Raw genomic sequence first — 13,340 nt, forward strand, 5'->3', positions numbered from 1 at the left:
GCTGCGGCCTGTGGGCCTTCACCCTCGGTACCCACTGAGTTCTCGCTCACAGCGTTGCTCCTGTCCCCGCGTCGCTCGCGGCATCGTGTTTCGGCTCGCGCGGCAGCTCGAGCCGCACCGAGGTCCCGTTGCCGCCGGGGCCCGGGACAATCTTCGCAGTTCCGCCAGCCCGACTCATACGGCCGAGAATTGACTCCCTGACCCCCATGCGCCCCTCGGGCAGCCGCTCGGGGTCGAGGCCTGGGCCGCGGTCGGTAATGTCGATCGAGACCCTGTCGGGGGTCACCTCCGCATAGACGGTCACCTCGCCGCCCGCGTGCTGGGCGGCGTTGAGCATCGCCTCGCGAGCCGCCGCAACGATGGGCTCTGGCACCTGCACCTCTGCGCCGACGCCGACGGTTTCGAAGCGCACGGCGTGCGCGTTCTCGAGGGTCGCCGCGTGCGCCCGGAGCTCCTCGAGTGCGGTCTCCCTCGGGGCAGCGGAGCCGCCGTCTGCTGCGCGAAACAGCCATTCCCGCAGCTCGCGCTCCTGCCCGCGCGCGAGGCGCGCGACCTCGCTGCCCGGGGCCGATCGCTGCTGAATCAGCGCGAGCGTCTGCAGCACGGAGTCGTGCAGGTGCGCGGCGATCTCCGCGCGCTCAGCCTCGCGCTCGCGGCCGGCGCGCTCGGCAATGAGCTCGCGGTTGAGCCGCAGCAGCCACGGCGCGATTGCAAGGGCGACCCCGGCCAATGCGGCGAGTGCAGCGGCGATCACCGTCCAGACGTTGGGGTCTTCTGCGGTCACGAAGAACATCAGTATGCCGACGGCGACGAGGGCGAGCGCTCCGAGCACCCGAGGCACCGAGTTCGTGTCTGGCCGGTTCCTGTCGGCGATCTGCCACCATGTGAGCCCGACGCCAACGAGCACCGCAAGGCCGGGCAGTATCACCGAGAGCCTGAGCTCAACGCCGAGGCGCTGCACGACGAGCAGCACCCCGACGAGCAACAGGCAGGCGCCGAGCAGGAGCTCGGCGACCGGCCACCGCGTGCGGGGGCGCGCTGCATCATCGCCGTCGGCGCCGCTCGTCGGGCCGTGCGGCTCGCGCGTGGGCGCCGGGGCCACAGCAGCAGCAGCAGCAGCAGCAGCAGCACGATTGCCACCGCCGGCGCCGCCCGCAACTGCGGTTCGTGCGGAGGGCTCCGCAGCAGGCAGTGCGGCGGGCTCCGCAGCAGGCAGTGCGGCGGGCTCCGCAGCGGCGGCAGCGGGCGTCCGTGCGCCTGAGTGGACAGGGTTTGCTTGCATGCCGCTCGGATGCGCGGCGGGCGGGTGCACGGCGCTCGGATGCGCGGCCTCCGAGAGCGGAGCGGTACCTGGCGCCGCTCTTCCGGGCCCTCCCGCGTCTGATCCGGCTGCGCCTGACGCTGCTGCGCCGGGCGCAGCTGTACTTGGCGCCGCTGCGCTCTGCGCTGCAGTGCCAAACAGTGCCGTTCCTCGGGGTGCCGCGCTCCGCGCGGCGGCGCTCCCCTGGCCCACCCGCGGCGGTGCAACGCTTGGCGTTTGGGCCTCGCGCGTCAGCGCGCGCCGCATCGGCGCGACCGGCGAGGCCGCGTCGGCGAGCGGAACCGTACCCCACAGCCAGAGATAGAGCATCACCCCAGCGCCACCGGCGAGCGCAAGCGCGAGCATCGTCACCCGCACGGCGATGACCGGCACGCGCAGGTGCTCGGCGAGCCCCCCGCAGACCCCGGCGAGCAGGCGCTCGGAGGGAGAGCGCGTGAGCGGGCCGCGCGGCGGGTGTGTAGTGGACATGTCTCTATCAAAGCACCCGCGCCACACCTGCACAGCCCCGTCGGGGGCGAACCAGGGTGACCTCAGGGTGAACCCTCATAGCCGAGGGCCCCGACGCCGGGGCACACTCGAAGTATGAACCACACCCCTCCTCCCCCAGGTGCCGCCCCGAGCGGCCCGCCCCAGAACGCACCGTTCGGCGCAGGCTTCTTCGCCTGGATTCGTGGCCTCGGCATCGGCCGCGGCGGCGACCGCTGGTTCGCCGGAGTCGCCGGCGGCATCGCGCAGCGGGCTGGGATCGACCCGATCATCGTGCGCGGCATCTTCATCGTGCTCGCCGTGCTCGGCGGCCCGGGTATCGTGCTCTACCTCGTCGGCTGGCTGCTGCTGCCCGACCAGGGCGGCCGCATTCACCTGGAGGAAGTATTTCGGGGGCGAGCAGGGGCCGCGGCGGTAGTCGCCACCGTCGCGGTCGGCGTCTTCGTCGTCTTCCCCGTGTCTTTCAGGGTGCTCGGCCTGACGACGCTCGGCGGGTGGGGCGTGTGGAACGTGTTCGGCCTGCCCGACTGGCTCTCCACAACGATCTCCGTCATCGTGTGGATCGCCGTGCTCGCGCTCGCCGGCTTCCTTATCAGCAGGCTCGTGCTCGAACACGGGCGTAAGGTGCGCGATGAGTCAACGGCCGGCGGCACGGGGAGCGCAGGCGGTACAGGCGGTGTTAGCGGTGCAGGCGGTGCGGCTGGGAACACCCCGGGATCCGCCCCGCACGCGTTCACCGGCCCCCATTACGCGGCGCCGGGCACCACTGCCCCGCACGCGTTCGAGGCCCCCGGGTACGCCGCCCACCCCGCGCCGGCGGCGAGCGCCGTTCCTGCCGACGCGGCCACGACCACGGCGCAATCCTCCGTGGAGCCGGGGGCCTCGCAGTGGCAGCAGGCTGCCCCCACTGCGCCGTCCGCGCCGTCCGCGCCAACCGCGCCGTCCGCGCCAACCGCGCCAAACGCGCCGCAGCAAGACTGGGCCCAGCGCCTCTCAGACGGCGCCGATCGCGTCAGCGAAAAGGCCGCGAGATGGGGCGAAGACGTCGGTAAGCAGGCCGACGAGTGGAGCGCCCGCTACGCGCAGCAGCACGACATGATGCGGCTCGGAGCCGCACACGTGGTCATCACCCTCGCAATCGCACTGCTCGCCGCGGGCGGCGCCGCGCTCATCGCGTGGGATCTGCAGCTCGAGGGGAACACGGTGCTGACCGCGGCCCTGCTCGGCGCGACCGGGGTGCTTGCGATCTCGCTCATCGTCGCCGGCATTCGCGGCCGCAACACCGGGTGGGTGGGGTTTCTCGCCTTCGTCGGAGTGCTCGCACTGCTCTTCAGCTCGGTGCTCCCGGCGGGCACCCGCTTCCAGCCCTTCGGAGTCGTGCAGGTGTCGACCACCGCACCGAGCACGGTGCTCATCGCCGGCACGACCGACCTTGATCTCACGGAGCTCGACGATGCCGCGGGCCCTGACCGGCTCGACGTCTGGCACGGCGCGGGGCGCTCCGTGATCACGCTCCCCGAGCACGCCCCAGTGGTGCTTTCGGTTCGCCTGCTCGCTGGCTCGGTCGATGCCTCACGCGTGAGCGACGACCCCTCGACGGCCGGCGGGCCGATCCTGATTCGCACCATCGACACCCGCGACGACCCGAGCGAAGAGGCAACGCGGGTCACCGTGTACATGCTCGCCGGCAGCGTGCGAATCGAAGATGCGCCGCGCACGGGCGCGCGCTCGAGCTCGGGATTGGACGATGCCGCTGCGCGCGACGCCGAGTCGCGCGACGAGTTGCGCGAAGAGCTGCGTGAGGAGCTCGACGAGCTGCGAGCGGAACAGGACGAGCTGCGCAGCGAGCTGGATCAGCCAGGGCTCAGCGACGTGCGCGAGCAGCGCCTGCAGAATACGCTTGAGTTCACCCGCGACGAGATCGCACAGCTAGAGAAGGAGCTCGCACGATGAGCACCGAGCAGACACCCGCCCCTGAAGCTGCCACAAGCTCCGACAAGGTGGCGGCACCTACCACGGCGGTGCCGACCGCGGCCCTGCCAGACTCGGCACAACCGACCGCGGCGCTAGCTGACTCGGCCCTGCCAGACTCGGCCCTGCCAGACTCGGCCCTGCCAGACTCGACCCGACCGACCGCGGCGCTAACTGACTCGGCACTAGCTGACTCGGCACTAGCTGACTCGGCGCTAGCTGACTCGGCGTTCGCTCGCGCGGCGCAGGCTGACTCGGCGCAGGCTGGCTCGACGCCGCCCACTGCCGACGCTGCACCCGCCGCGGCGTACCCGGGGCCCGGAGCCGCGAGCGGTGCAACCGCACCAGCGTCACCAGCAGCGGGAAGCGCCGGAGCAACCGGAAGCGCCGGAGCAACCGGAAGCGCCGGAGCAACCGGAAGCGCCGGAGCGGCACCCGCGCTGCGCAAACCGCGGCCGCGTACGAGTCCGATCGTGTGGGGCTCGCTGATCTTGATGTTCTGCGCCTACGTCGCGGTGAGTACAGCTGGCGGGTCGATCGATCCGACCGCGTGGCTCATCACGACGATCCTCGGCCTCGGTACGCTGCTGCTCGGCGTCGGCATCGCCGTGCTCGTGCGGAGCTCCCGCGACAAACGCTAGCCCATGCGCCGGTGTCCCCGGCTACTACCTCTGGCTTTGCCTTTGCCTTTGCCTTTGCCCCAGTGCCCCAGGCCCCAGGCCCCAGGCCCCAGACCCCAGGCCCCAGACCCCAGGCCCCAGTGCCTCGAGCCCCGCGCTTGCCTCCGAGCACACCCCCTTGCACACCGAAACAGGGGTCTGTCTCGGAGGCAACGCGAGGGCTCACGGCCACGGGCCACCAGTGCGCGCCAGTGCCCGCCAGCCGCCCCGCGCCAGCCGCCCCGCGCCAGCCGCCGCCCCGCGCCAGCCGCCGCCCCGCGCCAGCCGCCCCGCGCCGGGCGCCGACCCGCTAGCGCTCGACCTTCGGGATCGGCCTCGTCTGCGCTGCGAGCCAGTGCAGCGGAATGTCGATGGCAACGCGGGTGCCGCCAGCAACATCGGCGCCCCACTGAATCGACCCACCGAGCTCGCCCTCGATGAGGGTGCGCACGATCTGCGTTCCGAGCCCATCGCCGACGGTGCCACCCGGCAGGCCAGTGCCGGTGTCGACGACCTCGACGGCGAGGCGCTCGGGCGTGCGATCCGCCCGGATAAACACCTCGCCCTCGCGGCCAGCGAGCCCGTGTTCGACCGCGTTCGTCACAATCTCGGTGAGTGCCAGCGCGAGCGGCGTCGCATACTCCGACGGCAGCTCCCCGAACTCACCCTCCTTGCGCGGGTGCACCGTGGTGCCGTGCAGGCTCGCGACCTCGGCCGCGAGGCCAAGCACCCGCTCGAAGACGACGTCGAAGTCGACGATCTGCGCGAGACCCGTCGACAGCGTGTCGTGCACCACGGCGATCGCGGCAACGCGACGCATCGCCTGGCCGAGCACCTGCTTCGCCTCCTCGCTGCGCGCCCGGCGCGCCTGCACCCGCAGCAGCGAGGCAACGGTCTGCAGGTTATTTTTCACGCGGTGGTGAATCTCGCGAATCGTCGCGTCTTTCGTGATGAGCTCCTGTGCCTGCTGGCGCAGCTCGCTCACATCGCGGGTAAGAATCACGCCGCCGACGCGCTCGCCGTCGCGATACACCGGAATTGAGCGCATCGCGACCGAGAGCCCGCGCGCGAAGATCTCCGTGCGCTTGGCGACCTTGCCCTGGCTAATGAGCGGAAGCGACTCGTTGGTGTCGAACTGGCCCTTGAGCACCTCGGAGAGCACCTCAGAGAAGTTCTGGTCTTCGATCTCGTCGCGGTACCCGAGCATCGTGAACGTGGTCTGCGTGTTCGGGCTCACGAACGTTGCGATGCCCTCGAGGTTGACGCGAATGAGGCCGTCGGTTGCCCGCGGAGCGCCCTGCTGGCCCCCCATGCCGCCTGGGTTAGGGAAGGCGCCGGTCTGAATCATGCCGAGCAGGTCGCTCGCGACCTCCATGAACGCAGCTGCGATGCGCGAGGCGTGCTGCGTATCGTGCGCGCTCGTGTGCACCGTTGCAACCGCGAAGGGGCCAAAGACCTTCCCCTGGCTGTCGCGTCGACTGATCGAGTACGCCGTCAGCTTCATCGGGTTCTCTTCGTACCACGCGGGCGACGTCGAGGCGGCCGGCTTGCCCGTCTCGAGCGCCTGCTCGACGACCTCGCGCCACTCGGGGCGCAAGAAGTCGCCGATTACGTCGCGGTAGAACAGCGTAATGTACCCGGCCGGCCGGCTGTGCGCGACGGCGAGGTAGTCGCCGTTCTCTGACGGCACCCAGAGCACAATGTCGCTGAGCGCAACGTCTGCGAGCAACGGCAGGTCGAGCGCGAGTAGTTCAAGCCACTCGAGCTCCTCTTCCGTTAGATCCGAGTACTTCGTTGCAAGATTTCGAAGGGTCGCCACGCCCTAAGCCTAGAGGATCGCGGCTTGCGGAGAGCGCACAAACACTGCTGTCGGGCGACTCGTGCGTGAGCGCGACGCCCGCCGACACCGGGCCCTCTCTCACCGGGAAGTAAACCACCGCCGCCCATGCGCCTCTTGACTGCCCATTGCGCCTCGCCCGTACCCTAAGGTTCCAAGTTCGGCCGCGTAGGGGGTCGCGGGCATGCAGATCTCACACAGAAAGCCACGCCATGGGTGCGCCACTCCTCTCCTCTTCCCAGCCCCTTCCAGTTCCGGTCACGAACCTCCCCGGGTTGCGCGCCGTTCCCGCCGCTCCGCTGGTCGATGCGCCGCCGGGCACCGCACCGCCGGGCACCGCACCGCCGGGCACCGCACCGCCGGAGCTCGCCGCGCCACCGCCCATCGCAGAACCGGAGGAGCATCTCGATGCCCGGGTCATCGGCGCGGTCGCCGTGTTCGCGTTCGAGGCGGTCGAGGGAACCCGCCAGATCGCGCAGCTCGGGCGGTGGATCACCGAGAGCGTCGCCAGCGAACTCGCCGAACTGCGACGCCTCAACATCGAACGGCGCTCGCTGTATCGCGATGAACGCCGGGTCGTGCCGACCGTGCGCCGGGTGCGCGCGATGCAACCGGGGCACGTTGTAGCGGAGGCCGCGGTAGTGCTCACCGCTGCCGGCAGGGCGCGGGCCGTCGCACTGCGCTTCGAGCTGATTCGACAGCGTTGGCAGGCGACCTCGGTCACTGTGCTGTGAAGCTCGGCTGGGCGGTCACCAAAGTTCGCTGTGCCGAAGCCCGATTGATCGGCGGATCGAGGTCGCAAAAGGGCTTCTCCCTCACACAAAATGCCTGTTAGCGTTGGCTTTTACGCGCTCGGCCTCCGGCTGCGGCGCCGAGCTAGTCGGCTCGATCCACCCACCGCGAAAGGACCGCGTGACCACCCTGTCTGAGCCCCGCGATATCTCCCGGCCGCACGAGTACGACCATCGTCACACCGACGTCTCGTCTGGCTGGTTGCGCGCAACCGTCTTCGGCGCGATGGATGGGCTCGTCTCAAACATCGGCCTCATCGCCGGAATTGCGGCGGCTGGTGCCTCGAACACCATCGTCGCGATCACCGGCATCTCGGGCCTGATCGCGGGCGCTATCTCCATGGCGCTCGGCGAGTACACGTCGGTGCGCACGGCCAACGAGCAGCTCGACGCCGAGGTCATCACCGAGCGTGAGGCTCACTCGCGCAACCCCGTCGGCGAACAGGCAGAGCTCTCTGCGCTGTTCGCGAGGCTTGGCATGCACGCAGACACCGCCGACGTCGCCGCGGCGCAGGTGCACGCAAACTCCGAGAGCGCGGTGCGGGTGCACCTCGCCCACGAGCTCGGCCTGAACCTCGACGATCGCCCCTCGCCGTGGGTGGCGGCGTTTTCGTCGCTGCTCTCGTTCGGCGTTGGCGCGTTCGTGCCGATCATTCCGTTCGTGTTCGGCTTCGGCAACCTCTGGGTGGGGCTTGCCTTCGGCGGCGTCGGCCTGCTACTCGCCGGTGCCCTCGCCGCACGCACAACCCGCCGCAACTGGCTCGCTGGCGCCGGCCGACAGCTGCTGTTCGGCGGCATCGCCGTCGCGGCAACCTACACAATCGGCATGCTCCTGGGAGTCTCGAGCATCTAGCCCAGGTTCGCCTCCCGCGCAGTCGTACTCGCTCACTCGGGCGTAGGCTTGTCTCGTGCCAGACGCCGATTTCACCGAAGCCGTGCTCGCCGTGGTCGAACGCATCCCTTCCGGGAGCGTGATGACCTACGGCGATGTTGGCATCGCCGTAGGCTCGGAGGCTCCCCGCGCCGTGGGCCGCGTGATGGCGCTGTTCGGCCACGCGACCACGTGGTGGCGCGTCGTTCCGGCAAGTGGGCTGCCGCCGCAGGGCCACGCCCGGCTCGCGTACCCGCACTACCAAGCAGAGGGCACGCCGCTCAGGCACGTCGAGTCTGCCGACCACTACCGCATCGCGCTGTCGTCAGCCCGGCTGCCGTACACCCACGAGATCTATGCCGACGTGATGCTGTGAATGAGACTGATATGAACAATGAGACTCCCCAGTTGCCAGAGCTCACCCTCGGCTTCACCCGCGGTATCGCGCCGAGCAAGTGGGTGCGCAGGTGGCAAGCGGTGTCGCCCGAGCAGGCACTCACCATCGTTCCGTTTGCCAAGCCCTACGGGCGCCCTGGCAACTCCGACGAGTTCGACATGGTCCTTGAGCGCACGGCCCCCGGGCTCGAGCCGGCGGGGTGCGCGCAGAGTGCAGACCCGAGTGCACCGGGCGCATCGTCTGCCCGACCGACCGGCGCACGGCACGCGCTCAAACTCTACGATGAGGCTGTCGCACTCGTGCTGCCCAAGGATCACGAGCTTGCGAGCGAGGAATCGGTGGCGCTCGCAGACCTCGCGGCGATCCGCCTGCTTGATCACCCCGACCACTCACCCCAGTGGCCTGCCGCCGACCCGTGGGAAGACCCGGCATGGATGCCCGCGAACCCGCGCGCCACACTGCAGCTCGTGGCGACCGGGCTCGGCGGCGTGCTCCTGCCCGCGCCGCTCGCGAGGCACATTACCGACAAGCAAGCGCACGCGGTGATCCGGGTCACGGAGCCGATTGCTGGCGCGACGATCTGGGCGACGTGGCTGGTGGATCGCGACGCCGCAGATATGCAGCAGCTCGCCGGCGTGCTGCGCGGCCGCACTGCCCGCTCCTCGCGAGGCGCTGATCACACCAGGGCGACCGAAGCCGCGCAGGCCGCCAAGGCGCAGAAACGGCAGCAGCCTGCGAAGGCGAAACCCAAACTGAAGCCGAACTCCCGCGGCGCACAGCTTCAGGCCGCGACCGAGAAGCGCGAGCGAGAGAAGGCCGAGCGCCGCCGGGCGAAGCGCAAGTAGCAGCGGTGGCCCCTCCGGCTGCTGTGGCCTCTCGGCGATTCGGGCGACTCGGGCCCCTACCGCGGCCGCGACCGGTTAGCCGGCAGCGCGAACAGCACCAGGCTCGCTCCGATGAGCACAACTCCAACGACGCCGCCGCCCGCGAGCCGCTCGCCAACAATCACCGCGGCGAACCCCGCTGCGATCACGGGCTCCGACAGCGTGAGCACTGTCGCGCTCGTCGCGTCGATGTGGCGCAGCGCGAGCCCGAACAGCACGTACCCGAGAAACATCGGCACGAGCGCCATGTAGGCGCCAACGCCGAAGGCGCGCCACGAGCTCAGCAGGGGCCCTCCCGTCGCCACGAGCACGGGCATCAGCAACAGCCCGCCGAGACCAAACACGGCCCCCATCGCCACGCGCGAGTCGACGCCGGGGCCGATCAGCCGGTGCGCCGCCCACGCGTAGCCGGCGTAGCTCACTCCGGCAAGTAGCCCGAGCGCGACCCCGAGCCCAATTTGGCCGGTGCCTCCCGCCCCCGCGAGGGTGTCGCCCGCGGGGCTTGCGATGGCGTTTGCCGCCGCGGATCCGCCGGCCGCGGGGCCACCGTGGCCCCCAAACACGCTGAGCACCCCCATTCCCAGCAGACCGAGCAGGGCGGCGACAAGCCACCGGCGCGAGGGGCGCCGACGGTCGACAGCCCAATCGAGCAGCGCGGCAAAGACCGGCGCCGAGCCGAGCGACACCACCGTGCCGATCGTGACCCCTGCCGTGTGCATGCTGCTGTAGAACGCGAGCGGGTAGGCGAACACCGCAAGGCCGCCCAACAGCACCAGGCGCCACCGCGGCCGGAGCAGCGGAAGGGCCCTGACGAGCCCTCGCCCCGCGACGACGGCCTGCAACAACCCGCCGACGCCGAGCGCCGCTGCGCCGATCGCGAGCGGCCCCACTTCGGGAGCGAAGGTCGCCGCGGTTCCCGTGGTTCCCCACAGGAGCGAAGCGAGCAGCACGAGCAGCACCCCGAGGCCGGGGCGGGTGGGGGTGTTGGAGCGCATTCCCCCAGCCTAGTAGACCGATATGTCTAATTTGATATGCTTGTGCGAGACACGCCGAACCCTTGGAGTATGCAGTGAGCGACGCCCCCACAAAACGTCTGCCGGCCCGCGACCGACTGCTGCGCGCCGCCCACGAGGAGTTCTACGCAACCGGCGTGAGCAGCACCGGCATCGACACGATCATCGCGGCGGCCGGAGTCGCGAAACAGAGCCTGTACAACAGCTTCGACTCAAAAGACGCGCTCGTTGCCGCATACCTCACCGAGCGGCACGACGAATGGCTCGCGCTTTACCGAGGCAGGCTCGTGGCCGCAACGTCTCCCGCGGAGCGTGTGCTCGCCGTCTTCGACGCCTACGCCGACCACGCGAACGGGAACTACCGCGACGGCTGGCGCGGCTGCGGGCTCCTGAACGCCGCGGCCGAGCTGCCGGTCGGCCACCCGGGCCGCGCCGCCGTGCGGGCACACAAAGACGAGGTGCAGGCGATCCTCACCGCGCATCTCAGCGAGCTCACTGGGGCGGCGGCGGGCGGCGACCCCGTGCAGCTTGCCGCCCACCTCGCGCTGCTGCTTGAGGGGTCAATGGCAAAGTCTGGGCTCGAGGGCACCGACGCCTGGGTGCAGACAGCGCGCGGCCTCGCCGCCGGGCTGCTCGCAGGGGTCGCAGTCGCCGAATAGCCCGCAGTGGCAAGCGCCACGGGCGCGGCACCCAGCCGGGCACCGCGGTCACGGCCTCCAAGCTACTCAGCCCGCGCCCACCCAGCACAAAGCGCCCACCCCACGCGAAACACCCGATCCAGCTATGCCGGCTGCACCGCCCCAGTCGCCGTGACAAACGCGGCGACGCACGCGCGAATCTGCTCCTCGGTGTGCGCCGCAGACAGCTGCACGCGAATGCGCGCCTCGCCGCGGGGCACCACCGGGAAGCTGAACGCCGTCACGAACACGCCGAGGCGCTGCAGCTCGGCGGCGACCTGGGCCGTCACCGCCGCGTCGCCGAACATCACTGGCACGATCGGGTGGTTGCCGGGCAGCAGCTCGAAGCCAGCCTCTGCCATGAGCGACCGGAACAGCTGCGCGTTCTCTTGCAGCCGCACGCGGGCGTCGCCGGCCTGCTCGACGAGGTCGAGGGCCGCGAGCGATCCCGCGACAATCGTGGGCGCAAGCGTGTTCGAGAAGAGGTACGGCCTGGCACGCTGGCGCAGCAGCTGCACGATCTCACCGTGCCCCGAAACGTAGCCGCCAGATGCACCCCCGAGGGCCTTGCCGAGTGTGCCGGTGAGGATGTCGACGCGATCCGCCACCCCGCAGAGCTCCGGGGTACCGGCACCGGTCTCGCCCATGAACCCAACCGCGTGCGAATCGTCGACGAGCACGAGCGCGTCGTACTTATCGGCGAGGTCGCAGATCGCCTCGAGCGGGGCAACGAAGCCGTCCATCGAGAACACGCCGTCGGTAACGATCACGCGGAAGCGGGCGTCAGCGGCCTCCTGCAGCCGGGCCTCGAGCTCGGCCATGTCGCAGTTCGCGTAGCGGTAGCGGCGCGCCTTCGAGAGCCGAATGCCGTCGATGAGCGAGGCGTGGTTCAGCGCGTCAGAGATGATCGCGTCTTCGGCCCCGAACAGCGTCTCGAAGACGCCGCCGTTCGCGTCGAAGCACGAGGCAAAGAGAATCGTCTCTTCGGTGCCAAGAAACGAAGACAGGCGCGATTCGAGCTCGAGATGCTGGTCTTGCGTGCCGCAGATGAAGCGCACGCTCGCGAGGCCGTAGCCCCACTCGTCGAGCGCGCTGTGCGCCGCGGCGACGATCGCCGGGTGGTCCGCGAGGCCGAGGTAGTTGTTCGCGCAGAAGTTCAGCACCTGGCTATCGCCGACGGTGATTTCGGGGCCCTGTGGCCCGGCAATACCGCGCTCGCGCTTGAACAGGCCTGCGCCCTCGATCTCTGCGAGCTGCTCGCCGAGGTGTGCTTTGAATGCTCCGTACATTACAGTTCCGTCCAGTCGAGGATGATCTTGCCGGTGGTGGCCGATTTCGCGGCCGCGAATCCCTGCTCCCAGTCGCGGGCCGGGATGGTCTCAGCGATCACCGAGGTGATTCGGTCGCGCAGCTGCTCGCTGGTTTCAAGCATCGCAGCCATCGCGTTCCAGGTCTCGAACATTTCGCGCCCGTAGATGCCCTTGAGGGTGATCATGTGGGTCACGACCTTCGCCCAGTCGATCGCGAACTCCTCTGTCGGCAGCCCGAGCATCGCGATGCGCCCACCGTGGTTCATGTTCTCGAGCATGCCGGGAAGCGCCTGGCTCGCGCCGCTCATCTCGAACCCGATGTCAAAGCCCTCGCGCATGCCGAGCTGCGTCTGCGCATCGCGAATCGACTCGCGCGCGACGTTCACCGTGGCGTGCGCGCCGAGCCCGCGCGCGAGTTCGAGCCGCGCGTCGCTGATGTCGGTCGCGACGACGTAGCGGGCGCCGACGTGGCGGGCGACGGCGACCGACATGAGCCCGATCGGGCCGCAGCCGCTCACGAGCACGTCTTCGCCAACGAGCGGAAACGCGAGCGCGGTGTGCACGGCGTTGCCGAGCGGGTCAAAGATCGCGCCGAGCTCGGGCGAGATCGTGTCGGAGTGCACCCAGACGTTGCTCGCCGGCAGCGACAGGTACTCGGCAAATGCGCCGTTGCGGTGCAGGCCGAGCCCCTTCGTGCGGATGCACATTTGGCGGCGGCCCGCGCGGCAGTTGCGGCAGGTGCCGCAGACGATGTGGCCCTCGCCCGAGACGCGGTCGCCGACGCGCACGTCGCAGACGCCGCTGCCGATCTCCACGACCTCGCCGTAGAACTCGTGGCCGGGAATGAGCGGGGTGGCGATGTTGCTCGCCGCCCAGGCATCCCACTCGAGAATGTGCAGGTCGGTGCCGCAGATGCCGGTGCGCAGCACGCGGATGACGACGTCGTCGGGGCCGCAGTGCGGATCCGCGACCTCGGTGAGAGTAAGCCCGGGGCCCGGCTCCGGCTTCGTAAGTGCTCGCATAGAGCTATTTCGCCACGAAAAATACTTCAGAACAAGATCATCTTTCTTCAGATTTGATTAAGCTAGAGCTAAATAGTTGTGTCGACAGACTCGCGGTGCTC

At 69.8% G+C, this 13,340-nt stretch carries 12 protein-coding genes; 7 read left to right on the top strand and 5 right to left on the bottom strand.

Annotation, left to right across the window (positions count from 1 at the left end):
* Positions 1-46 precede the first annotated feature (46 nt).
* The gene (locus ABD115_RS03075; protein WP_343958086.1) at positions 47-1,789 is read right to left on the bottom strand and encodes an ATP-binding protein; all 1,743 of its coding nucleotides are present in this window, start codon (positions 1,787-1,789) and stop codon (positions 47-49) included.
* A gap of 114 nt (positions 1,790-1,903) precedes the next feature.
* Between ABD115_RS03075 and ABD115_RS03080 the strand changes: the two genes are divergently transcribed.
* Positions 1,904-3,760 (top strand): PspC domain-containing protein, encoded by a 1,857-nt coding sequence (locus ABD115_RS03080; RefSeq protein ID WP_343958088.1) that lies wholly within the window; start codon positions 1,904-1,906, stop codon positions 3,758-3,760.
* A complete protein-coding gene (locus ABD115_RS03085; RefSeq protein ID WP_343958090.1) occupies positions 3,757-4,419 on the top strand; it encodes a hypothetical protein in 663 nt (220 codons plus the stop codon). The genes ABD115_RS03080 and ABD115_RS03085 overlap by 4 nt, the downstream gene beginning before the upstream one ends.
* Positions 4,420-4,747: 328 nt before the next feature.
* Here the strand turns inward: ABD115_RS03085 and ABD115_RS03090 are convergent, their stop codons facing one another.
* Positions 4,748-6,256 (bottom strand): sensor histidine kinase, encoded by a 1,509-nt coding sequence (locus tag ABD115_RS03090; RefSeq protein WP_343958092.1) that lies wholly within the window; start codon positions 6,254-6,256, stop codon positions 4,748-4,750.
* Positions 6,257-6,486: 230 nt separating this feature from the next.
* On the opposite strand from ABD115_RS03090, the gene ABD115_RS03095 reads away from it, so the two are divergent.
* From ABD115_RS03095 to ABD115_RS03110, 4 genes are all read left to right on the top strand, one after another.
* Positions 6,487-7,008, top strand: coding sequence for an Rv3235 family protein (locus ABD115_RS03095; RefSeq protein WP_343958094.1), 522 nt, complete (start codon positions 6,487-6,489; stop codon positions 7,006-7,008).
* A 178-nt stretch (positions 7,009-7,186) separates the two neighbouring features.
* Entirely contained in the window at positions 7,187-7,918 is a 732-nt protein-coding gene (locus ABD115_RS03100) for a VIT1/CCC1 transporter family protein (protein WP_343958096.1), read from the top strand.
* Between the two features lie 55 nt (positions 7,919-7,973).
* Positions 7,974-8,312 (top strand): MGMT family protein, encoded by a 339-nt coding sequence (locus ABD115_RS03105; RefSeq protein WP_343958098.1) that lies wholly within the window; start codon positions 7,974-7,976, stop codon positions 8,310-8,312.
* 11 nt (positions 8,313-8,323) lie between these two features.
* Positions 8,324-9,178 (top strand): LysR family transcriptional regulator substrate-binding protein, encoded by an 855-nt coding sequence (locus tag ABD115_RS03110; RefSeq protein WP_343958100.1) that lies wholly within the window; start codon positions 8,324-8,326, stop codon positions 9,176-9,178.
* Between the two features lie 56 nt (positions 9,179-9,234).
* On the opposite strand, the gene ABD115_RS03115 is transcribed toward ABD115_RS03110, so the two are convergent.
* Positions 9,235-10,212, bottom strand: a complete 978-nt coding sequence (locus ABD115_RS03115; RefSeq protein ID WP_343958102.1) for a DMT family transporter — start codon at positions 10,210-10,212, stop codon at positions 9,235-9,237.
* 74 nt (positions 10,213-10,286) lie between these two features.
* Here ABD115_RS03115 and ABD115_RS03120 point away from each other — a divergent pair, with 74 nt between their 5' ends.
* Positions 10,287-10,889, top strand: a complete 603-nt coding sequence (locus ABD115_RS03120; RefSeq protein WP_343958104.1) for a TetR/AcrR family transcriptional regulator — start codon at positions 10,287-10,289, stop codon at positions 10,887-10,889.
* Between the two features lie 122 nt (positions 10,890-11,011).
* Here ABD115_RS03120 and ABD115_RS03125 read toward each other — a convergent pair whose 3' ends face one another.
* Both ABD115_RS03125 and tdh read right to left on the bottom strand, forming a co-directional pair.
* Positions 11,012-12,196 carry a glycine C-acetyltransferase gene (locus ABD115_RS03125; RefSeq protein WP_343958106.1) on the bottom strand — a complete coding sequence of 395 codons (1,185 nt, stop codon included), beginning with the start codon at positions 12,194-12,196 and terminating at the stop codon, positions 11,012-11,014.
* The gene (gene tdh / locus ABD115_RS03130; protein WP_343958108.1) at positions 12,196-13,239 is read right to left on the bottom strand and encodes an L-threonine 3-dehydrogenase; all 1,044 of its coding nucleotides are present in this window, start codon (positions 13,237-13,239) and stop codon (positions 12,196-12,198) included. Before tdh ends, ABD115_RS03125 begins: the two co-directional genes overlap by 1 nt.
* Positions 13,240-13,340 lie beyond the last annotated feature (101 nt).

Origin of the sequence: Leucobacter albus (genome assembly GCF_039528015.1) — a bacterium.
Taxonomy (GTDB): domain Bacteria; phylum Actinomycetota; class Actinomycetes; order Actinomycetales; family Microbacteriaceae; genus Leucobacter; species Leucobacter albus.